Annotated in this window: 14 protein-coding genes; 9 read left to right on the plus strand and 5 right to left on the minus strand. The window is 70.4% G+C overall.

The window, feature by feature from the left end:
* Positions 1 to 141 precede the first annotated feature (141 nt).
* On the plus strand, positions 142 to 3,093 hold the full coding sequence (locus tag H305_RS0135790; protein WP_028804681.1) for a SpoIIE family protein phosphatase: 2,952 nt from the start codon (positions 142 to 144) through the stop codon (positions 3,091 to 3,093).
* Between the two features lie 82 nt (positions 3,094 to 3,175).
* On the opposite strand, the gene H305_RS0135795 is transcribed toward H305_RS0135790, so the two are convergent.
* Positions 3,176 to 4,765, minus strand: a complete 1,590-nt coding sequence (locus H305_RS0135795) for a hypothetical protein (protein ID WP_037766392.1) — start codon at positions 4,763 to 4,765, stop codon at positions 3,176 to 3,178.
* 441 nt (positions 4,766 to 5,206) lie between these two features.
* Here H305_RS0135795 and H305_RS48050 point away from each other — a divergent pair, with 441 nt between their 5' ends.
* A complete protein-coding gene (locus H305_RS48050) occupies positions 5,207 to 6,427 on the plus strand; it encodes a hypothetical protein (protein ID WP_420708186.1) in 1,221 nt (406 codons plus the stop codon).
* 262 nt (positions 6,428 to 6,689) lie between these two features.
* Here H305_RS48050 and H305_RS0135805 read toward each other — a convergent pair whose 3' ends face one another.
* From H305_RS0135805 to H305_RS0135820, 4 genes are read right to left on the minus strand one after another with little or no spacing between them, the layout of a single operon-like run.
* Positions 6,690 to 7,460 carry a succinate dehydrogenase/fumarate reductase iron-sulfur subunit gene (locus H305_RS0135805; RefSeq protein WP_028804684.1) on the minus strand — a complete coding sequence of 257 codons (771 nt, stop codon included), beginning with the start codon at positions 7,458 to 7,460 and terminating at the stop codon, positions 6,690 to 6,692.
* On the minus strand, positions 7,457 to 9,400 hold the full coding sequence (locus H305_RS0135810; protein ID WP_028804685.1) for a fumarate reductase/succinate dehydrogenase flavoprotein subunit: 1,944 nt from the start codon (positions 9,398 to 9,400) through the stop codon (positions 7,457 to 7,459). Before H305_RS0135810 ends, H305_RS0135805 begins: the two co-directional genes overlap by 4 nt.
* A gap of 16 nt (positions 9,401 to 9,416) precedes the next feature.
* The gene (locus H305_RS0135815) at positions 9,417 to 10,238 is read right to left on the minus strand and encodes a hypothetical protein (RefSeq protein WP_028804686.1); all 822 of its coding nucleotides are present in this window, start codon (positions 10,236 to 10,238) and stop codon (positions 9,417 to 9,419) included.
* An 18-nt stretch (positions 10,239 to 10,256) separates the two neighbouring features.
* Positions 10,257 to 10,583: a hypothetical protein gene (locus H305_RS0135820; RefSeq protein ID WP_028804687.1), complete on the minus strand. Its 327-nt coding sequence runs from the start codon at positions 10,581 to 10,583 to the stop codon at positions 10,257 to 10,259.
* Positions 10,584 to 11,152: 569 nt separating this feature from the next.
* On the opposite strand from H305_RS0135820, the gene H305_RS0135825 reads away from it, so the two are divergent.
* From H305_RS0135825 to H305_RS0135855, 7 genes are all read left to right on the plus strand, one after another.
* Entirely contained in the window at positions 11,153 to 13,588 is a 2,436-nt protein-coding gene (locus H305_RS0135825) for an ABC transporter family substrate-binding protein (RefSeq protein ID WP_028804688.1), read from the plus strand.
* Between the two features lie 298 nt (positions 13,589 to 13,886).
* Complete coding sequence (gene typA / locus H305_RS0135830; RefSeq protein ID WP_028804689.1) at positions 13,887 to 15,794, plus strand: translational GTPase TypA; 1,908 nt, start codon at positions 13,887 to 13,889, stop codon at positions 15,792 to 15,794.
* 630 nt (positions 15,795 to 16,424) lie between these two features.
* Positions 16,425 to 17,453, plus strand: coding sequence for an ABC transporter permease (locus H305_RS0135835; RefSeq protein ID WP_028804690.1), 1,029 nt, complete (start codon positions 16,425 to 16,427; stop codon positions 17,451 to 17,453).
* A 114-nt stretch (positions 17,454 to 17,567) separates the two neighbouring features.
* A complete protein-coding gene (locus tag H305_RS0135840) occupies positions 17,568 to 19,367 on the plus strand; it encodes an ABC transporter substrate-binding protein (protein WP_028804691.1) in 1,800 nt (599 codons plus the stop codon).
* A gap of 81 nt (positions 19,368 to 19,448) precedes the next feature.
* A complete protein-coding gene (locus tag H305_RS0135845) occupies positions 19,449 to 20,426 on the plus strand; it encodes an ABC transporter permease (protein ID WP_028804692.1) in 978 nt (325 codons plus the stop codon).
* A 20-nt stretch (positions 20,427 to 20,446) separates the two neighbouring features.
* Positions 20,447 to 21,511: an ABC transporter ATP-binding protein gene (locus H305_RS0135850; RefSeq protein WP_028804693.1), complete on the plus strand. Its 1,065-nt coding sequence runs from the start codon at positions 20,447 to 20,449 to the stop codon at positions 21,509 to 21,511.
* Between the two features lie 86 nt (positions 21,512 to 21,597).
* Positions 21,598 to 22,100 (plus strand): ATP-binding cassette domain-containing protein (locus H305_RS0135855; RefSeq protein ID WP_158690639.1); only part of this gene is annotated, 503 nt, incomplete at its 3' end.

The raw sequence follows: 22,100 nt of genomic DNA on the forward strand, positions 1-22,100 counted from the left end.
ATGTCGCGGCGGGTCCAAAAACCATCGGGACCCTGCTGTGATCGTGAACACCGTGTCGTGCGGCGCCGTAGTGCTGGATACTGCGGGCAGCCGCCTCCGGTGACCGGTGCCGGACGCGGTGAGCTGGAGGGGACGGTTCGCGTGAGCGAGATACCAGCGAAGGCCACGGAGTCCGAGGACCCGTCGGATGGCGCGAGGGCTGATGCGTCGGGCGATCCTGCGGGCGACTCGGGGAACCACTCCGTGCGCGAGACGCCCGACGGGGGCCCCTTTGCGGGCGACGCCCGGCGCACGCCGCCCGGCGGGGCGGATGCCGCGGACGGTTCCCGGAGCGGCACGAGTGCCGAGCAGGCCGTCCGTCGCGGGTCGCTCGGCGGGGAGGCCTTCCGGAGCGAGGAGGCATCCCGGAGCGAGGAAGGCTCCCGGAGCGAGGCCCGGGGCCAGGTCGGTTCCGCGGGCGGTGAGGCTCGGGGCCAGGTCGGTTCCGCGGGCGGTGAGGCTCGAGGTCAGGTCGGTTCCGCGGGCGGTGAGGCCCGCGACTCCTTGCGCACGACGCCGGGCGAGGGCGACTGCGCGGGCGACGCCATGTGGCAGAGCAGCCCGCCCGGCTCGATGTACGACTACATCAAGGTCGCCTCCTTCTCCATCGGCGCCGACGGGCTGATCGACCAGTGGAGTGCGCGCGCCGAACAGCTCTTCGGCATCTCCTCCGAACGCGCCGTGGGCAGGGACCCCATCGAGGCGTTCGTCACCCCCGACCGGCGTGAGTTCGGGCAGCGCAAGATGGCGGAGATCCTGGACGGCCGCGAGTGGACCGGTGTGGTCCCGTTCCGGATGCCCGACCCCCTCGACGCCGACCCCGACGGCGTCGGCGAGAGGGCTGAGGGGCTCGCCGAGGTCTATGTGATGCCCACCACGACGGAGGACGGCGAGCGGGCCGCCGTGTGCATCGTCGTGGATGTCCGCACCCTCCGCCGGATCGAGACGGACCTCGCTGCCTCGCAGGCGATTTTCGGTCAATCTCCTTTCGGCTTCCTGCTGATCGACACCGAGCTGCACGTCCGCCGCGCCAACCAGCGGTTCGCCTCGACCTTCGGCGGCACCGTCGACGACCATCGCGGGCGCGGCGTCCACGACTACCTGCCGCACGCGGAGGCCGAACGTGTCTCGGCGACCCTGCGCCGCGTCCTGGAGACCGGCGACTCCATCACGGACATGCACGTCACCGGCCACGTCCCCGGGTCCGACGAGCGCCGCCACTGGTCCGTCAACCTGTACCGCGTGCACAGCGGAACCGGACGCCCCATCGGCATCGCCTGGCTCGGGACCGACATCACCGCCCGCCGCGCCGCCGCCCGTGAGGCGGCCGCAGCCCGGCGCAATCTCGCCCTCCTGAACGAGGCCGGCGCCCGCATAGGCAACTCCCTCGACCTGGAGACCACCGCACGCGAACTCCTCGACGTCGTCGTCCCCGGGTTCTGCGATCTGGCGACGGTCGACCTGTACCAGGGCCTGCTGGCCGGTGACGAGACCCCGCCGGGCCTGGCCGACGGCAGCGCCGAACTGCGCCGCGTCGCCTTCGCCAGCGCCGTCGCCGACGCGCCGTTCGTCGGCGGGCCCGCACCGGTGGCCGTGGGCGCGGTCCACCACTACCCCTTCAACTCGCCCTGCGCGGACGCTCTGCGCACCGCGCGGCCGCAGAACATCCCGGCCGACGAGAGTGGTCTCATCCAGTCCACCCTCGCGGTCCCGATGGTCGCCCACGACACCGTCGTCGGGCTGGCCCAGTTCTCCCGCACCAAGGGCAGCGAGCCGTTCGGGGAACGCGACCGCGCGCTCGCGGTGGAACTGGCCGCGCGTGCCGCCGTCTGTATCGACAACGCGCGCCTGTACCGCCGTGAGCACGAGCGCGCGCTGATCCTCCAGCGCTCCCTGCTGCCCCCGGGCGACCCCGAGGCCTCCGGCCTGGACATCGCGTGCCGCTACCTGCCGGGCAACGCGGCGACCGAGGTGGGCGGCGACTGGTTCGACGTGATCGAACTTCCCGGCCACCGCACCGCGTTGGTCGTCGGTGACGTGATGGGGCGCGGGCTGCGCGCCGCCGTGGCGATGGGTGAACTGCGCACCGCCGTACGGACGCTGGCGCTGCTGGACCTGGAACCCGCCGAGGTCCTCTCGGCGCTGGACGAGATCGCCCGCGGCCTCGGCACCCCCGGCGGAGTGCAGCAGGCCACCCGCACGGCCCGCCAGCCCCGCGATGCCGACCTCTCCGAGGTGTACCTCGCGACCTGCGTGTACGCCGTCTACGACTCCGTCACGCGCCGGTGCACCTTCGCCAACGCGGGCCATCTGCCGCCCGTGCTCGTCGAACCCGGCGAGAGCGCGCTCATGCTCGACGTGCCGCCCGGGATGCCGCTCGGCGTGGGCGGCGAGCCCTTCGAGGAGGTCGAGGTCGAACTTCCCGAGGGCGCGCTGCTGGCGCTCTACACGGACGGGCTGGTCGAATCCCGCGACCATCCCCTCGACGAGGGGCTGCAGGCCTTCGTCGGCGCCCTGACCGACCCCACCCGCCCCCTGGAGGACGTCTGCGACCACGTCCTCAACACCCTCGACACCCACCACGGCGAGGACGACATCGCCCTGCTGATGGCACGTGTTCAGGGGCTGCCCGCCGAGTCCGTCGGAGACTGGACGCTGCCGCGCGAGCCGCGCAGCGTGGGCCGCGCCCGCGAGTACGCGCGCACCCAGCTTCAGGCCTGGGACCTGGAACCCCTCGTGGACACGACGGAACTCCTCGTCAGCGAGCTGGTGACCAACGCACTGCGGTACGGCGAGGGGGAGATCAGACTCCGGCTGCTCCTCGACCGCACCCTGGTGTGCGAGGTGTGGGACGCGGGCCTCGTGCAGCCGCGCCGCCGCCGCGCCCGGGACACCGACGAGGGCGGCCGGGGCCTTCAGCTCGTCGGCCTGCTGTCCGCCGCCTGGGGCTCCCGGCGAACCCCTCGCGGAAAGACGGTGTGGTTCGAACTGCCCCTGCCGGACGGCGAATCGGGCCTGGTGGACCCGGCGGAGGCGCTCCTGAGCCTGTTCTGAGGCGGAGCGGCGGGACGGCTGCTCCCGCCGTCGAGGCGCGACGGGCCGAGGGCCCCGGCGGGCCGTGGACAGCGGCCCGGCGTCAGTCGGGACGCACCGCCCGCCGGCCCCGGGTGCGGGGACCGCCGAAGCACGCAGGACCGGCAGCGCCGGGCAGCAGGATGCCGCCGAGCACGGCACCGCCGACCCCGGCACCCTCGTACCCCCCGGTGGGGTTGCCGTGCGTCCGCACGTCCCGCTCCGCGAGGTCCCGTGCCTCCCGGGCGAGCGCGTCGGCCCGCCGCACCTCGGCGAGGGCGAAGGCCCCCGCTGCCAGGAGCTGTTCGGCCGCCGCGAGACGTGTACGCGCCGCGCAGCCGACCGCCCCCCGGTTCGTGGCCACGAAGTCCGCCGCGGCGCCGACCGCCGCACGGGCCGGAAGGAGGGCGTCGTCGCGCAGGGCACGGAAACGCTCGCCGGGCACGGCGCACGCCTCGGCGAGGACGACGCCCGCCTCGGCGACCCGCCGCAGCGCGTCGAGCGGGTCGTACGGTCCGGCCGTGATCTCCCGGCGCACATCGGCGAGCAGCGCCTCGGCGTGCGCGACCCGCACGGGCACCTCCCCGACGGCCCCGTCGGCGCGTGGACCGCGCGCCTCGGCGAGATCGTCCTCCAGCGCGTCCAGAGCGGCCGGCAACCTCCCTTCCGCCGAACCCAGTTCGCCCGCGAGCCGGTCGACCCCGTCGGTGAGCAGGGCGGCCTGGCCGAGGGCGCCCTCCGCCGCGCGCAGAAAGGCCGCCGCCTTGCCGCCCTTGCCCCGGTCGGCGCACTGACGCGCGAGGCTGAGACGGATGGTGGCGAACACCAGCCGCTCCTTGGTGTGTTCGTGGTGGCCCGTGACCGGAGCGGTCGCGGAGCGGGCGTACCGCTTGTGCAGCTCGCCCAGCGTCGTCTCCATGGCCGGGGTACGCGCCGCCACCGCGCGGAACCGGGTCTCCGCGAGCCCCAGCGCGGTGGCCGTGTCGTGCTCCAGGCCGCGCAGCTGGTCGAACCCGGCCGCCTCCGCGTCCAGCCGCCGCCCGGCGTCGCCGCAGTGGGCCCGGATCTCCTCCAGCGTGCCCCGGTCTCCGGCGCCGCGACCGGTCTCGTCGAGCAGTTGCCGAAGCCCGAAGGCCGTCGCGAGCTCGGACCTCGCACCGGCCAGTGCGCCCGCGTACGGCTCGACGGCCGCGTCGCCGAACTGCGCCCTGGTGCCGTCGAGTTCCTCGGCACTCGTGCGGACGCAGTCGTCGGTGTCCACGAGTAACGACCGTATGTGCCGGTCGAGTTCGGGCACGGACGGGAGTCCGGCCGGGTGTCCGCCGGGTGTTGTGCGGGTCCTCGCGCGCTGCTTGCGCCGCGCGTATCCGTACGCCCCCAGCGCCGCCGCGGTGCCGACGGCGACGAGCGGCAGGACGAGGTCCCCGGTGGCCGTCTCGTCCGGTCCGTCCGGGGCTGCCGTCTCCTGGGCCACGGTCCCGTCGGTGCCCTGCGCGTTCCGCGCCGCGGTCACCGGCGCCTCGCCGTCCTCCGTGGCCAGGGGCAGCACCAGCCACCCCACCGCCATGAGCCCCCCGAGCACGGCATGCGCCACCCGCACGGCTATGTGCGACGGGGCCTGGCGCGACCGGCTTCGGCTCAGGCGTGACGTCACATTTGGGAGCGTATGGCCGCATGCGCGCAGACGCGACCGGGGTGCGCCGAGGCGGGGGCGCCTAAGGTACGGGGGATACGGGGACGTACGGGAGGGGCACGGGGGATGGCTACTGGGCGGGCGGATTTTGGAAACGAGGCCCGTGCGGGCAGCTCCGGTCCCGAGTCGGAGACACCACGGACGGAGCCCGGCACGGGGACGCCGGCCGCGGCACCGCCCGCCGCACCGGCCACCACCGAGCCCCTGGCGGCCGCGGACCATGAACCCGGCCCCGCGCCGGAACCTGTGTCGGCCCCCGATCCCGGTCCTGCGGCCGACTCCGCACCCGGTCCTGTGGCGGGCTCCGCACCCGGTCCTGTGGCCGACTCCGCACCCGGTCCTGTGCCGGGCCCCGTGACCGGTCCTGCGGCCGACTCCGCACCCGGTCCTACGGCCGACTCCGTGACCGGTCCCGAGCCGGGCCCCGTGACCGGTCCCGCGTCGGCCTCCGCGGACACCGACACCGTGTCCGCCCCCGCGGAGACCTCGTCGGGCCGGGCAGAGACCCCGGCAGGCCCCGCCGAGACCCTGCAGCACCCCACCGAGGAGCCGCCCCGGGCCCTCCCGGAGTCCGGGGCGGGAACCCGGCGCGGGGCCGTCGGGCGAGTCTGGCGGCACCCGCGTCTGCGGTGGCCCAAGCGCGTCCTGCTCGCGCTGGTCCTCGTCCTGCTGGTGCCCTCCCTGGCCGCGGGCATCGCCCTGCGGGTGAACTACGCCGGAGACCCCGGGCCCGGGACCGGGACGAGGAACCGCGACGCCATCTGGCTGGGGCACGCCTGGGTCGACGGGCGGAAGAAGGACGCGGACGTCGCCTCGCTGGCGGCGCGGCTGCGGAGCACCGGCATACGCGATCTGTACGTGCACGCGGGACCACTGGAGCACGACGGGACCCTGCCGCGTACGGCATACCCGCGGGCCGGGTGGCTGATCGCGGCGGTGCACCGCGAACTGCCCGGCGTACGGGTGCAGGCCTGGCTCGGCGACGCGCTGGCGAGCGAAGGGCCGAACGGGCTGCGCATGGAGCGGGCGAGTACCCGGAAGGCGGTCGTGCGCTCCACCCGGCAGATCCTGGCGGCCGGATTCGACGGCGTCCACTTCGACTTCGAGCCCCTGCACTCCGGCAACCGCGACTACCTCTCCCTCCTCGACGACCTGCGTGAGGTGACCCGCTCCCGGCACGTCCCGCTCTCCGTCGCCGCCCACCAGATCGACCCGCTGCCGGCCGCCCACGCGATCCGTGGCTCCCTCACGAACCACCCCAAGTGGTGGTCGCAGTGGTACTTCGGACAGGTCGCCCGCCGGGTCGACCAGATCGCCCTCATGTCGTACGACACGGCCCTTCCGATGGAGGGCCAGTACGGCGGCTACGTCGCCCAGCAGACCTCACTCGCCCTGGAGGTCACCCCGAGGTCGACCGACCTGCTGATGGGCCTGCCGTTCTTCCACGAGGACGACATGAGCCACCACGAGTCCGCCGAGACGGTCACCGCGGCCGTGCGCGGCGCGCGCCTCGGCCTGTCCCGCACGGACCGTGACCGCGACCGCTTCGGTCTCGCCCTCTACGTCGACTTCGCGGCGACCGAGGCCGACTGGACCGCCTACCGGGAGGGCTGGGTGCGCTGACGGGTCCCGCCCTCACCGCGGGCCACCGATCCGTACGCGTCCTTGACGCCGGGTCTCTGGAGGCCCGGGCGCCCGCGTGCCGAGATCGGCCCGTGGGTGTGCTCCGGCCCGCCCACGCGACGGCGTGCTCCTGCGGCGCGCCGGAGGAAGGGGGAGCGATGCACCCGTGACGGGCAACGTGTTCCAGCCGGCGGCGCAGCGACCCGGCCGGCTCTGAACCGGGCCCGCGGCCTGCCGCCGGCCCGAGTCCGGCCCGCGTCCGCTACGTCCGGCGCCTGCCGATCTTCGACCCGAGCCACACCAGCGGGTCGTACTTGCGGTCGACGGCGCGTTCCTTCAGAGGGATCAGCGCGTTGTCCGTGATCTTGATGCCCTCGGGGCAGACCTCCGTGCAGCACTTGGTGATGTTGCAGTAGCCGAGGCCGTGTTCGTCCTGGGCGGTCGCCTTGCGGTCGAGTCCCGTGTCGGCGGCGGCATCCAGCGGGTGCATGTCCAGCTCCGCGACCCGCATCAGGAAGCGCGGGCCCGCGAAGGCGGTCTTGTTCTCCTCGTGGTCACGCACGACATGGCAGGTGTCCTGGCACAGGAAGCACTCGATGCATTTGCGGAACTCCTGCGACCGGTCGACGTCCTCCTGCTGCATCCGGTATTCGCCGGGCCCCAGTCCGGCGGGCGGAACGAAGGCCGGGACCTCCCTCGCCTTCGTGTAGTTGAAGCCGACGTCGGTGACGAGATCGCGCACGACGGGGAACGCGCGCAGGGGCGTGACGGTGATCGTCTCCTCGGGTGCGAACACGGACATCCGCGTCATGCACATCAGCCGCGGCCGTCCGTTGATCTCCGCCGAGCACGAACCGCACTTGCCCGCCTTGCAGTTCCAGCGCACGGCCAGGTCGGGGGCCTGGGTGGCCTGGAGCCGGTGGATGATGTCCAGCACCACCTCGCCGTCGTTCACCTCGACCGCGAAGTCCTCCAGGCCGCCGCCCTTGACGTCGCCCCGCCACACCTTGAAGCGGGCCTCGTAGCTGCTCACTCGTAGAGCTCCTCTTCGGCGAGGTACTTGACCAGCTCTTCCTTCTCGAAGAGAGCGAGCAGGTCGGAGCGGATGGGTTCGGTGGTCTCGCGGACCAGGTCGATCTGCCCGCGTACGGGGTCGGTCGCGGCCAGTCCGCCTGTCGGGTCCGTCAGCCGGCAGAGCAGATTGATCCGCCGCCAGGCGCGGTCCATCGACGGATGGTCCTCGCGGGTGTGCCCGCCACGGGACTCGGTGCGTTCCAGCGCGGCCCGGGCCACGCACTCGCTGACCAGCAGCATGTTCCGCAGGTCGAGGGCGAGGTGCCAGCCCGGGTTGAACTGGCGGTGCCCCTCCACGCCGGCCCGGCGTGCCCGTACCCGCAGGTCCGCGAGCTTCTCCAGGGCCTGTTCCATCTCCGCCTCGCGCCGGATGATGCCGACCAGGTCGTTCATGGCCTGCTGGAGTTCCTGGTGCAGGGTGTACGGGTTCTCGGGCGGCCGGCCGTCGTCCTCACCCGCTTCGCGGCCCTCGGCGGAGAAGGGCCGCAGCGCCTCCGCGGCCGCCGTGTCGACCTGGACGTCGTCCACGGGCGGGCGCCCGCCGTCCAGGCCGGCGGCGTACTCGGCCGCGTGCAGACCGGCCCGGCGGCCGAACACCAGCAGGTCGGACAGCGAGTTGCCGCCGAGCCGGTTGGAGCCGTGCATGCCGCCCGCGACCTCACCGGCCGCGAACAGCCCCGGTACGCCGCGTGCCGCCGCCGTGTCCGAGTCGACCGCGATGCCGCCCATGACGTAGTGGCAGGTGGGACCGACCTCCATCGCCTCCGCCGTGATGTCGACGTCGGCGAGCTCCTTGAACTGGTGGTACATCGAGGGGAGCCGACGCCTGATCACCTCGGCGGGCATACGGGTGGACACGTCGAGGAAGACACCGCCGTGCGGCGAGCCGCGGCCCGCCTTCACCTCGGAGTTGATGGCGCGCGCGACCTCGTCCCGGGGGAGCAGTTCGGGGGGACGCCGGTTGTGATCCGGGTCCTCGTACCAGCGGTCGCCCTCCTCCTCCGACTGCGCGTACTTCTCCTTGAAGACGTCGGGGATGTAGTCGAACATGAACCGCTTGCCCTCGGAGTTCCTGAGCACGCCGCCGTCGCCGCGCACGGACTCGGTGACGAGGATGCCCTTCACCGACGGCGGCCAGACCATGCCCGTCGGGTGGAACTGCACGAACTCCATGTTCAGCAGGGGCGCACCGGCGAGCAGGGCGAGCGCGTGCCCGTCGCCGGTGTACTCCCACGAGTTCGACGTCACCTTGAAGGACTTGCCGATGCCGCCGGTGGCGATCACCACGGACGGTGCTTCGAGGACGAAGAAACGGCCGGTCTCCCGCTCGTAGCAGAAGGCACCGGAGACGCGCTCGCCGTCCTTCAGGATCCGGGTGACGGTGCACTCCTGGTAGACCTTCAGGCGCGACTCGTAGTCACCGGTCTCCTTCATGTCCTCCTGCTGGAGGGAGACGATCTTCTGCTGGAGCGTGCGGATCAGTTCCAGCCCCGTCCGGTCGCCGACGTGGGCGAGCCGTGGATACTCGTGGCCGCCGAAGTTGCGCTGCGAGATCCGCCCGTCCTCGGTGCGGTCGAAGAGCGCGCCCCATGTCTCCAGTTCCCAGACGCGGTCCGGGGCCTCCGTGGCGTGCAGCTCGGCCATCCGCCACTGGTTGAGGAATTTCCCGCCGCGCATCGTGTCGCGGAAGTGAACCTGCCAGTTGTCACCGGAGTTGACGTTTCCCATGGCCGCGGCGATGCCGCCCTCGGCCATCACGGTGTGCGCCTTGCCGAACAGCGACTTGCAGATCACCGCCGTGCGGGCGCCCCGCTCCCGGGCCTCGATGGCGGCACGCAGCCCGGCGCCACCGGCGCCGACCACGACCACGTCCCACTCCTGCCGGTCGACCACGGACATCACAAGGCCCCACTCACTAGAAGAAGCGCGGATCGTCGAAGGCGCCGGACGCGACCAGGTACACGTAGAAGTCGGCGAGTGCCACACTCGCCAACGACGCCCAGGCCAGCAGCATGTGACGGGCGTTCAGCTTCCCGACCCACTGCCACATCCGGTAACGCACGGGATGTTTGGAGAAGTGCTTCAGCTTGCCGCCGACGATGTGCCGGCAGGAATGGCAGGAAAGGGTGTACGCCCAGATCAAGGCGATGTTGACGAGGAACACCAGCGTGCCCAGACCCATGTGGCCCCAGCGGTAGTGCTCGTCGCGGAAGGAGAGCACGGTGTCGTACGTGAGGATTCCCGCGACGACGACGGCCGCGTAGAAGAAGTACCGGTGGATGTTCTGGAGGATCAGCGGGAAGCGGGTCTCGCCGGTGTACTTCTTGTGCGGTTCGGCGACCGCGCAGGCCGGTGGCGACGCCCAGAAGCCCCGGTAGTAGGCCTTGCGGTAGTAGTAGCAGGTGAGCCGGAAGCCGAGCGGGAAGATCAGGATGATGATGGCGGGGGACAGGCCCCACCAGCTCCCGAAGAGGTCCGCGTTGGGCCCGGCGTGCATCGTCCTGCACCGGTCCGCGAGGCACGGTGAGTAGAACGGCGAGACGTACGGCGCCGCGTAGTAGTACGTGTCGGCGAAGGCCCGCCAGGTCGAGTACACGACGAAGGCCAGCAGCCCGGCCGCCGTGACGGCGGGCGCCAGCCACCAGCGGTCGGTCCGCAGATGCGGTTCGGCGATCGCGGCGCGCGTACCGGAACGTACGCCGCCGCTGTTCAGATGAGGTTCCGTACCAGTGGTCAACGAATGCTCCGGTCGGGGTCAGGGGGCGTGCCGGTCGCGGGCGCCGAGACCCTCGTCGTCCGAATCGGTCCACAGGGAGCTGTCGTACGGGGTGTCGGGGATGGGGACCAGGTCGGGTCGGCGGGGCGACGGGGGTCCACCCCGGGCGGTCGCGGCCGAGCGCTCGGGGTAGGTCCCCGAGGCGGCCTCGCGCAGCAGCGCGACGCTCTCGCGCAGGTGATCGGCGTCTGTGCGCACCCGGCGCATCTCCAGACCGCCGCCCATCTGCTGTTCCAGGCGCCCGACCGACCTCCGGAGGTCGTCGAGACAGCGCTGGACTGACGTCAAGTCGTCGTGCACGGACATGACTTGCCCTCACTTCCACGGACACTGTGGTCCCAGGCGGCAACGTTCATGCGCCTGCGAGTGTTGCGCGTCACATGCGCCCGTGTGAAGGCGCGTGCACGGATTTGAGGTCACGCCCCCCGCGGCTCGGCCACCGGATCGGCTGTGAGGGCCGGGGCGCGGGGGACGAGAGCCAGGAGTGCCCCGGAACCCTCCGGAGGTCTCCGGGGCCGCTGAGGGCGGCGAGGCTCAGGGGGGGCGGACCGGGTCGGGGGGACCGACGTGGCTCCGAACGCGGGCCGGCTCGAACGACGCGACTCGGAGCGGGCCGGCTCCGGGGAGACGTGGCTTCGGAAGGCAGAGCGGCGACGCGCCGGTGGCCCGGGTGCGCAGGACGGCCGCTCGGGCCCCGGAACCGCCCGGCATTGCTCCGCACGGGTGGGCTTCGGGCCCTCCACCGCCGTGTCGCCGCGCCCGCGGACCCCCTCTCCCCTTCAGTGGGCGCATAGATCTGATCAGCTCCATATACGGCCAAACGTGATCAGAAACCGACCTGCCCCACAGCGGAGCATCCCCCGGAGGTTGCAGTGATGTCCCACGACGGCGTCGGACTGCGCGCGGTGATGCGCTCGGTCGCGTTCCTCACCGCGGGAGCGCTCGCGGTACCCCTCCTCGGCGCATGCAGCTCGGAGGAGGACGCGAGCAAGCCCATTGCCGCGCAGGACATCGCGCCCGCGTCCCGCGACCTGATCGCCGACGGCGGCACGCTGCGCTGGGCCGTGGACTCCGTTCCGGAGACTCTGAACGCCTTCCAGGCGGACGCCGACGCCGCGACCACGCGCGTCGCCGGTGCCGTCCTGCCGTCGATGTACCGCCTCGACCAGAACGGGCGCCCGCAGATCAACCCGAACTACCTGGAGTCCGCGAAGGTCGTCGAGAGCGAGCCCAAGCAGGTCGTGCTGTACAAGCTCAACCAGCAGGCGGTCTGGAGCGACGGGCGGGAGATCGGCGCGGCCGACTTCGCCGCCCAGTGGCGGGCCCTGTCCGGCAAGGACACCGCGTACTGGACCGCCCGCAACGCCGGCTACGACCGCATCGAGAAGGTCGAACGCGGCAAGAACAACCTGGAGGTCCGCGTCACCTTCAGCCGGCCCTACGCCGACTGGAAGTCGCTGTTCTCGCCGCTGTACCCGAAGGACGTCATGGGTACCCCGGACACCTTCAACGACGGCGCGCGCAGGAAGCTGAAGGTCACCGCCGGGCCGTTCGCCGTCCAGGCGGTCGACCGCACGGCCGGGCAGGTCGGTCTCACCCGCAATCCGCGCTGGTGGGGCCGTCCCACCAAGCTCTCCGAGATCGACCTCGTCGCCGTCCCGCGCGCCGAGCGCACCACCGCGCTCGCCGCGGGCCGGGTCGACCTGGCAGAGGTCGACGCGGCGCAGGCAGAGCAGATCACCCTCGCCTCCCGCGGAGAGGGCACCGCCCCCCTCCAAGGGGCGCACGTCTCGCCCGGCACGTCCGCGTCGGCGTCGGGCACGGCATCCGGCGAGATGTCGGCGCCGGGCACGGCATCCGGCGAGACGTCCGCGTCGGCGCCGGGCACGGCACACGGCGAGACGTCGGCGTCGGGCACGGCATACGGCGAGACGTCCGCGAGCGCGTCCGGTGAGGCCTCCGCGAGCGCGTCCGGCGAGGCCTCTCCCGACGGTTCTCAAAAGGCGTCCGCGAGCGCGAGCGGCATGGCGTCGGCGAGCGCGTCCGACGACGGCAAGCCCGCACGCCGCACGAAGCACGGCAAGAGGGCGGAGCCGGCCGAGCAGGTCTCGGGCCTGGGCGGATTCGTGATCCGCAAGTCCCTCGAACCGGCCTACACCCAGCTCGCCCTCAACGGCTCCGAGGGCCCGCTCGCCGACGAGCGCGTGCGCCGCGCCGTGGCCCGCGCCCTCGACCGCAAGGAACTCGCCCGGGTGGTGCTCCAGCCGCTCGGTCTGCCCGCCGAGCCGGTCGGCAGCCACCTCGCGCTCGCGGGTCAGGAGGCGTACGCCGACAACAGCGGCGCGCTCGGCGACCAGGACACCGCCGAGGCGCAGGCCCTGCTCTCCGACGCGGGATGGGTGCGCGGCGGCCCGGTCACCGAGGAGAAGAAGACGGAGAAGGCCGCCGGGTCCAAGGGCAAGAAGGCGGAGGACACCGAGGATCAGGACGGCTCGGGCGACGACGGGACGTACATCGTCGGCGAGGACAACAAGCCCGCCGAGGCCGACCGGGAGCAGAAGAACGACCCGAAGGACCACTCGGGGAACCACCAGTACAAGCCGGCCGACGAACAGGCCGGAGGGCACCTCGACGGCACCCGCTACGGGCACAAGGACGCCCATCGGGACGCTCCCGCGGGCGGGGCGCCCGGCGCGTACGCCCCCAAGGGGACGGCCGCTCCCGCCGGCGCGGCGGCCGGCGTGCTCGCCAAGGACGGCAAGCCGCTGACGCTCCGCTTCGTCCTGCCCTCCGGCCCCGGGTCGGAGCCCCTGCGCACGGTCGCCGACCGCATCTCGCAGATGCTCCAGCGCATCGGCATCCGCACCGACGTGTCCAAGGTCGCGGACGAGAGCTACTTCAAGGACCACATCGCCTCGGGCCAGTACGACCTGGCGCTCTACTCATGGCCCGCCTCCGCCTTCCCGGCCACCGACGCGCGCCCGATCTACGCCAAGCCGGTGCCCGCGGCCGACGGCTCCCTGAGTGTCGAGCAGAACTACACCCGCGTCGGCACCGACCAGGTCGACCAGCTCTTCGACCAGGCCGTCGCCACTCTCGACGAGGACGAGGCGCGCTCGCTGGTCCGCAAGGCCGACGCCAGGATCTGGGCCGCCGCCGGATCGATCCCCCTCTTCCAGCGCCCCCAGCTCACCGCCGCCCGCTCCACCCTCGTCAACACCGGCGCCTTCGGCTTCCAGACCCCGGTCTACGAGGACATGGGCTTCCTGAAGAAGGGCGCGAACCCCTCGGCCGGCCCGTCGAAGAGCTAGGGCCGGGTGCCGGCGGCCGCCCCCCGGCGCACCGAGGGCCGGTCGTCGAACAGCGGGGGACAGTCGGTCGAACAGCCGGGGACGTCCTGGGGTCCCCCTTCCCCGGGAGTGGGACCCGGGGAAGGGCCGAAAAGGCCCGGTGAGCTCGGAGAAGAGCTCGCCGGGCCGTCGCCGTCGTGGCCCTGCGGAGGCCGCCTCCGTCGCGGCCACGTACCATGGGGTAAGGCCGTGGCGTGTTCAGCCCGGCAGGCCCCGCGCAGCGGAGGCCGTCCACTCACCCCGGGAGAAGCGCCTCAATATGGCCACGCGCCACGACATCCGCAACGTCGCCATCGTCGCCCACGTCGACCATGGCAAGACCACCCTGGTCGACGCCATGCTCAAGCAGGCCGGTGCCTTCGCCGCGCACGCCGCCGAGTCGCTCGACGACCGCATGATGGACTCGAACGACCTGGAGCGTGAGAAGGGCATCACGATCCTGGCGAAGAACACGGCGGTCAAGTACCACCCCAAGGATGGCGGCGACGCCATCACGATCAACATCATCGACACCCCCGGCCACGCCGACTTCGGTGGTGAGGTCGAGCGCGGTCTGTCGATGGTGGATGCGGTCGTCCTCCTCGTCGACGCCTCCGAGGGCCCGCTGCCGCAGACCCGCTTCGTGCTGCGCAAGGCGCTGCAGGCCCGCCTGCCCGTCATCCTGTGCATCAACAAGACGGACCGCCCGGACTCGCGCATCGACGAGGTCGTGAACGAGGCGTACGACCTCTTCCTCGACCTGGACGCCGACGAGGACCAGATCGAGTTCCCGATCGTCTACGCCTGCGCGCGTGACGGCGTGGCCTCGCTGACCAAGCCGGAGGACGGCACCGTCCCGGCCGACAGCGACAACCTGGAGCCGTTCTTCTCCACGATCCTGGAGCACGTCCCGGCCCCGTCCTTCGACGAGTCCGCGCCGCTCCAGGCCCACGTGACCAACCTGGACGCCGACAACTTCCTCGGCCGTATCGCGCTGCTCCGCGTCGAGCAGGGCGAGCTGCGCAAGGGCCAGACCGTCACGTGGATCAAGCGCGACGGCACGATGGCGAATGTGCGCATCACCGAGCTGCTGATGACCGAGGCGCTCACCCGCAAGCCCGCCGAGGTGGCCGGCCCCGGTGACATCTGCGCCGTCGCCGGTATCCCGGACATCATGATCGGTGAGACCCTCGCCGACCCCGAGAACCCGATCGCGCTGCCGCTCATCACGGTCGACGAGCCGGCGATCTCCATGACCATCGGCACGAACACCTCGCCGCTGGTCGGCCGTGGCGGCACGGGCAAGGGCGCGGACGCCAAGACCGCGGTCAAGGACCGCAAGGTCACCGCGCGCCAGGTCAAGGACCGCCTCGACCGCGAGCTGGTCGGTAACGTCTCCCTCCGCGTGCTCGACACCGAGCGCCCGGACGCCTGGGAGGTCCAGGGCCGTGGTGAGCTCGCGCTCGCCATCCTGGTCGAGCAGATGCGCCGCGAGGGCTTCGAGCTGACCATCGGCAAGCCGCAGGTCGTCACCCAGGAGATCGACGGCAAGATCCACGAGCCCGTCGAGCGCATGACGATCGACGTGCCCGAGGAGCACATGGGCGCGGTCACGCAGCTCATGGGCGTCCGCAAGGGCCGGATGGACAACATGTCGAACCACGGCTCCGGCTGGGTCCGCATGGAGTTCGTCGTCCCGTCCCGCGGCCTCATCGGCTTCCGTACCGAGTTCCTGACCGGTACGCGCGGCACGGGCATCGCCCACTCCATCCACGAGGGCCACGAGCCGTGGTTCGGCACGCTGGCGACCCGTAACAACGGCTCGCTCGTCGCCGACCGCGCCGGCGCCGTCACCGCGTTCGCGATGACGAATCTCCAGGAGCGCGGCGTGCTGTTCACCGACCCCGGCACCGAGGTGTACGAGGGCATGATCGTCGGCGAGAACTCGCGCTCCGACGACATGGACGTGAACATCACCAAGGAGAAGAAGCTCACGAACATGCGGTCGTCCTCGGCCGACTCGTTCGAGGCGATCGTGCCGCCGCGCAAGCTCTCCCTGGAGCAGTCGCTGGAGTTCTGCCGCGACGACGAGTGCGTCGAGGTGACCCCGGAGGCCGTTCGCATCCGCAAGGTCGTGCTCGACCAGCGTGACCGTGCCCGCACCGCGAGCCGCGCCAAGCACAGCTGATCGACCGCGCCGATCACGGCTGATCCACCGCGCCGATCACGGCTGATCCACCGGGAATCGAGCCCGGGTACCCCGTCACGGGGTGCCCGGGCTTTTTCGTTGCGGAAGATCTAGCCGTTCGCGCCGTCCCGTACAACCGGTTTTTTCCGGCTCTGGTGTCCGAAATGCGGAGCCTGCCGCCCGATACGCATGTAACACGTCCGTTTCGCGGGCTTCTCTCTCAGATCATTTTGTCCAGATTTTGGAAGATGTACGCGACAGCTGTGATGGAACCGAGACCTAAAGGCAGTGGTCGGTAGTTGGCTCATGTCAGATAGTTAGCCGCGTAACGCTCGGGTCAATGGGTCATGCGCTGTGGGGACAGCGCCGACTCACGAGCACAGTGGGGTGTTTGACCCTCCGTCAGGGGTGTCGGAGGTCAGTCAGGGGCCCCTCCTGTCCGTGCACCGGTTGAGTCATGAGGAGGCACAAGATGCCAACTACGCGTGTTCATCTGCGAGTTGTCGCGCGCCGCGCTGCGGCGCACAGCGACCGATAGGCATACGTCTCTCCTGATCCGCATGGTCCGAACGTGGCTGCCCGCACCCTGAGGCGGCCACGGACTCGGCGTACCCATGAAATGGACGAATCATGACGAGTCCGATCGAGATCGAGGGCGCGGAAGCCTCCACCGAGGTCGACGAGCAGACACCGCAGAAGAGTTCCGACGCGCCGGAGAAGCTGGAGGGCCGATCGCCCGGCCAGCTGATGTGGCGCCGGTTCAAGCGAGACCGCACCGGTGTGGTCTCCGCCTATGTGGTGCTGTTCTTCTTCCTGATCGCCGCCCTCGCTCCGCTGATCTCGAAGCTGTACGGCAAGAACCCGTACACGCTGTACGGGCAGGACGATCCGCTGCTCCTGAACGACTTCAACATGCCCGCCGGCCCCAACGGCGGCATCACCTCGGAGTACTGGTTCGGCATCGAACCCACCCTGGGGCGCGATGTGTTCACGCAGCTCCTGTACGGCATGCGCACCTCGCTGTACACGGCGTTCGCGGCGACCGTCGCGATGGTCTTCATGGGCGTGCTGATCGGCCTGTTCGGCGGCTACTTCGGCGGCAAGGTCGACTACTGGCTCGGCCGTCTCACGGACTTTCTGCTGGCCTTCCCGCAGCAGCTGTTCATGATCGCCTCGATGCCGGTCATCACCGCGGTGTTCGTGGCTCCCGACGAGGAGACACCCACCTACATCCACGCGCTCGCGATCATCGGAGTGCTGTGGTTCCTCGGCTGGATGGGCCTCGCCCGGCTCATCCGGGCGGTCACCCTCTCGCTGCGCGAGCGGGAGTTCGTCGAGGCCGCGAAGGTCGCGGGCGCCTCGCCGTGGCGCATCATCCGCAAGGAACTGCTGCCCAACCTCGTCACACCGATCCTGGTGCAGGGCACCTACATGCTGCCGAGCACCATCCTGTCGGTCGCGTTTCTCTCGTTCGTCGGCGTCGGTTACACCGAACCGACCCCCGACTGGGGCCGGATGTTCGCCATCGGGTCGGACATCTACGAACAGGACCCCGTCTACATGTTCTTCCCGGGTGTCGCCATGGTCATCTTCGTCGTGGCGTTCAACCTCCTCGGTGACTCGGTCCGGGACGCCTTCGATCCCAAGACGGGCCGCTGACCCCGAGCGCGGGGTGCCGCTGCCACCCGGGAGCCGGCGACGAACCGGCAGTGCACCGCCAGGCAGCACCAGTGGATCACTGATCACAACTCACAGGCAGGTGGACTCGACTCCATGAGCATCATCAGTTCTCGCAGAGCGCGGACCGCCGTCGTCGCGGTCGCGGCCGGCGCCCTCGCGCTGGCCGGCTGCAGCAGCAGTGACAGCGGCAACGGCAAGGACAAGAGCAAGAGCAAGAAGGAGGCCGCCGCCCAGTCGGCCGCGGTGACGATGGGTACCGCAGCGGACTCGACGGGTCCTGCCGAGGAGGTCCCCGGCGCCAAGCCGGGCGGCACGATCCAGGTGTACGAGGAGGACGACTTCTCGCACCTCGACCCCGGTCAGATCTACGTGAGCGACGCCGGCCTGCTCTCCAAGCTCATCTTCCGCGGCCTCACCACGTACAAGGAGGACGACAAGGGCGCCCTCACCGTCGTGGGTGACCTCGCCACCGACCCCGGCAAGATTTCGGACGGCGGCAAGACGTGGACGTACACCCTGAAGGACGGGATCAAGGACGAGACCGGTCATGTGATCGACTCGGCCGATGTCCGGCACACCTTCGAGCGGCTCTACGACCCGTTCATCACGGACGGCCCGTCCTACATCCAGCAGTGGCTGTCGGGTGCCGGCACCACCTACCGCAAGGCGTACGCCGGTCCGTTCAAGGGCGGCAAGCACCTGCCTGACTCGGTTCTCGCCACCCCCGACGACAAGACGGTCGTCTTCCACTTCAAGGTCGCCCAGCCCGACCTGCCGCAGGCCCTGGCCATGGCCGGCTACTCCATCGTCCCGGAGAAGACGGACACGAAGGCGAAGTACGACACCAAGCCGGTCGCCCTCGGCCCGTACAAGATCTCGGAGTTCAAGGCCGGCAAGAGCGTGAAGCTGGTCAAGAACACCAACTGGGACGCGAAGAGCGATGCCATGCGGCACCAGTACGTCGACGGCTTCAACATCGACATCAACCACGACGACGAGGACCAGACCAAGACGATCCTCGCCGACCGTGGTGACGCCAAGAACGCCATCATGATGACCGGTCAGGTCGCGACCACGCAGGTGCAGAAGGTCGTCTCCAACGCCGCGGCGATGAAGCGCACCATCCAGGGCTACGCGCCGTACGTGTGGCAGATGAACTTCAACATGGACCGCATCAAGGACAAGAAGATCCGCGACGCGATCACCTACGCCATGCCGTCCACCGCCATGTACAAGGCGGACGGTGGCGCGTACGGCGGTGAGGTCGCCAACAGCCTGATGTCGCCGACCACTCCGGGCTACCAGAAGGACTACGACCCCTTCGACCGCTCGAAGAAGCCCAACGGTGACATCGAGAAGGCCAAGAAGCTGATCGACGAGGCCGGCGCCAAGGGCATGAAGATCGTCTACGCCTACGCCAACGTCCCGGTCCGCCAGCAGCAGGCGGTCCTCGTCGAGAACGCCCTCACCAAGATCGGCCTCGACGTCCAGAAGAAGGAGATCGACGCCGCCACCTGGTACGAGCAGGTGGGCAAGGTCAAGAACGGCTTCGACATCTACATGACCGGCTGGGGCCAGGACTGGTCCTCCGCCTCGACCGTCTTCCCGCCGCTGTACGACGGCACGCAGATCCAGGACGGTGCGTCGAACTACGCGCACATCAACGACGACCACGTGAACTCCGAGATCCAGCGGATCCTGAAGATCACGGACACCGCCGAGGCCACCAAGGCCTGGACCGCGCTCAACCAGTACATCAGCGAGAAGGTCAACCCGGCGTCGCCGATCTACTACACCAAGACGTTCCAGATCGCCGGCACCAACGTGGGCGGCCTGCGCTACTCCACGGTCACCAGCTACACCGACCCGACCCGGGTCTTCCTCAAGAGCTGACCACCCTCCCGGGGCGCACTGCGCGCAGTGCGCCCCGGGCGCTCCTGTCCCTGGCCGCCGTCCTGAGAGCAGCGTTCCGCCATGCTTCGATTCATCCTTCGCCGGACGTTCGGCGCGGTGCTCATCCTCCTGCTGATCAGCGCCTTCACGTTCTTCATGTACTACGCGATCCCCCAGGACCCGGCGACACTCGCGTGCGGCAAGAACTGCACCCCGGACGCGCTGGCGATCATCCACAAGAACCTGGGGCTCGACGATCCGATCCCGGTGCAGTACTGGAAGTTCCTCGCCGGCTTGTTCGCCGGGCGCGACTTCGCCGTAGGACACTGCCCGGCACCCTGCTTCGGCGTCTCCTTCCGTGATCAGCAGATGGTCTGGGACACGATCATGGACCGCTTCCCGCTGACGCTGTCCCTCACCATCGGCGGCCTGCTCGTCTTCCTGATCGTCGGTCTCGGCACCGGTCTCATCGCCGCCCGCTACCGCGGGACCTGGCTCGACAAGACGTTCTCCAGCATCTCGCTGGTGCTCAGCTCGATGCAGATCTACTTCCTCGGCCCGGTCGTCCTCGGCATCTTCGTCTACAGCACCGGCTGGCTGGACAAGCCCAAGTACGTCCCGTTCAGCGAGAATCCGGCGCAGTGGTTCATGGGTCTGCTGATCCCGTGGATCGTGATGTCCGTCATCTTCACCGCCAACTACACACGTATGTCCCGCTCGACGATGATCGAGCAACTCCAGGAGGAGCACGTCCGCGCGGCCCGCGCGAAGGGCATGACCGGGAGGTACGTCTTCTTCCGGTACGCCTGGCGCGGCTCGCTGATCCCGATCCTCACCATCCTCGGCATGGACCTGTCGGCGCTCCTCGGCGGCGCGGTCGTCACCGAGTTCACCTTCGGACTCGCCGGCATCGGACGGCTCGCCGTGGACTCGGTGGTCGGCAAGGACCTGCCGAAACTCATGGGCGTGATGCTCTTCAGCGCCGCGTTCATCCTCCTGCTCAACGTGATCGTGGATGCCCTGTACGCCGTGATCGACCCGCGTGTGCGGCTGTCCTAGTGCTTGAGGAGCCCTCTGAAGTGACCACACTCACCAAGCCCGAGGACGCCCCGGCCGCCGGCGCCTCCGACGCGTTCCTGTCGGTGCGCGACCTGCACGTCCGCTTCGCCACGGAGGACGGCGTCGTCAAGGCGGTCGACGGCCTCTCCTTCGACCTGGAGCGCGGGACGACGCTCGGCATCGTCGGCGAGTCCGGCTCGGGGAAGTCCGTCACCAACCTGACCATCCTGGGCCTGCACAACCCGCTGAGCACCACGATCGAGGGCGAGATCGTCCTCGACGGCAAGGAACTCATCACCGCCACGGAGCCGGAGCTGGAGAAGCTCCGCGGCAACAAGATGGCGATGATCTTCCAGGACGCCCTCACCGCCCTGTCGCCGTACCACAGCGTGGGGCGGCAGATCGGCGAACCGTTCCGCAAGCACACCGGCGCCTCGAAGAAGGAGGCGCGGGAGCGGGCGATCGAGATGCTGGAGAAGGTGGGCATCCCGCACGCCAAACGGCGCGTGGACGACTACCCGCACCAGTTCTCCGGCGGTATGCGCCAGCGCGCGATGATCGCGATGTCGCTGGTCTGCAACCCGGATCTGCTGATCGCCGACGAGCCGACGACGGCCCTCGACGTGACGGTCCAGGCGCAGATCCTGGACCTGCTCAAGGACCTCCAGCAGGAGTTCGGCTCCGCGATCATCATGATCACCCACGACCTCGGCGTGGTCGCCAACATGGCGGACGACCTGCTCGTGATGTACGCGGGCCGCGCGGTGGAGCGCGGCACCGTCCGTGAGGTGCTCAAGACTCCGCAACACCCGTACACCTGGGGTCTGCTGGCGTCCATGCCACGCCTGACGGCGGACGTGGACGAGCCGTTGACCCCCATTCCGGGCGCGCCGCCGTCGCTGCTGAATCCGCCCTCGGGCTGCCCGTTCCATCCGCGGTGCGCGTTCAGGAACGAGGTCGAGGGCGCCGACCGGTGTGTGGACATCCGGCCCGAGCTGCCGACGGGACGCGGGGCCGCCTGCCATCTGACGTCGGATCAAAAGAGCCGCATCTTCACCGAGACGATTCGGCCCAGGCTGGGCTGAGGGGACTGACTGTGAGCGACGAGAAAACCGCGGTCGTGACCGATGTGATCCCCGGGCAGCGGGACGGGGACCCGGGCGAACCCCTCATGCGGGTGACCGACCTGAAGAAGTACTTCCCGGTCAAGGGGGGCTTCCCGATCCGCCGGACGGTCGGCGCCGTGCAGGCCGTGGACGGCGTCTCCTTCGACGTCTTCCCCGGTGAGAGCCTCGGACTGGTAGGCGAGTCGGGCTGTGGGAAGTCCACTACGGGACGGCTGCTGACCCGCCTGATGGAACCCACCCAAGGCACGATCTCGTACCGCGGGAAGGACATCAGCCGTTCCAGCCGGCGTCAGCTGTCCCCGATCCGCTCCGAGATCCAGATGATCTTCCAGGACCCGTACGCCTCGCTCAACCCGCGGCAGACGGTCGGCACGATCATCTCCTCACCGATGGAGATCAACGGCGTCAACCCGCCCGGCGGGCGCGAGAAGCGCGTGCGTGAGCTGCTGGAGACGGTGGGTCTCAACCCCGAGCACTACAACCGCTTCCCGCACGAGTTCTCCGGCGGCCAGCGCCAGCGCATCGGCGTGGCCCGCGCGCTCGCGCT

The organism is Streptomyces sp. 142MFCol3.1 (assembly GCF_000424945.1).
Lineage (GTDB): Bacteria > Actinomycetota > Actinomycetes > Streptomycetales > Streptomycetaceae > Streptomyces > Streptomyces siamensis.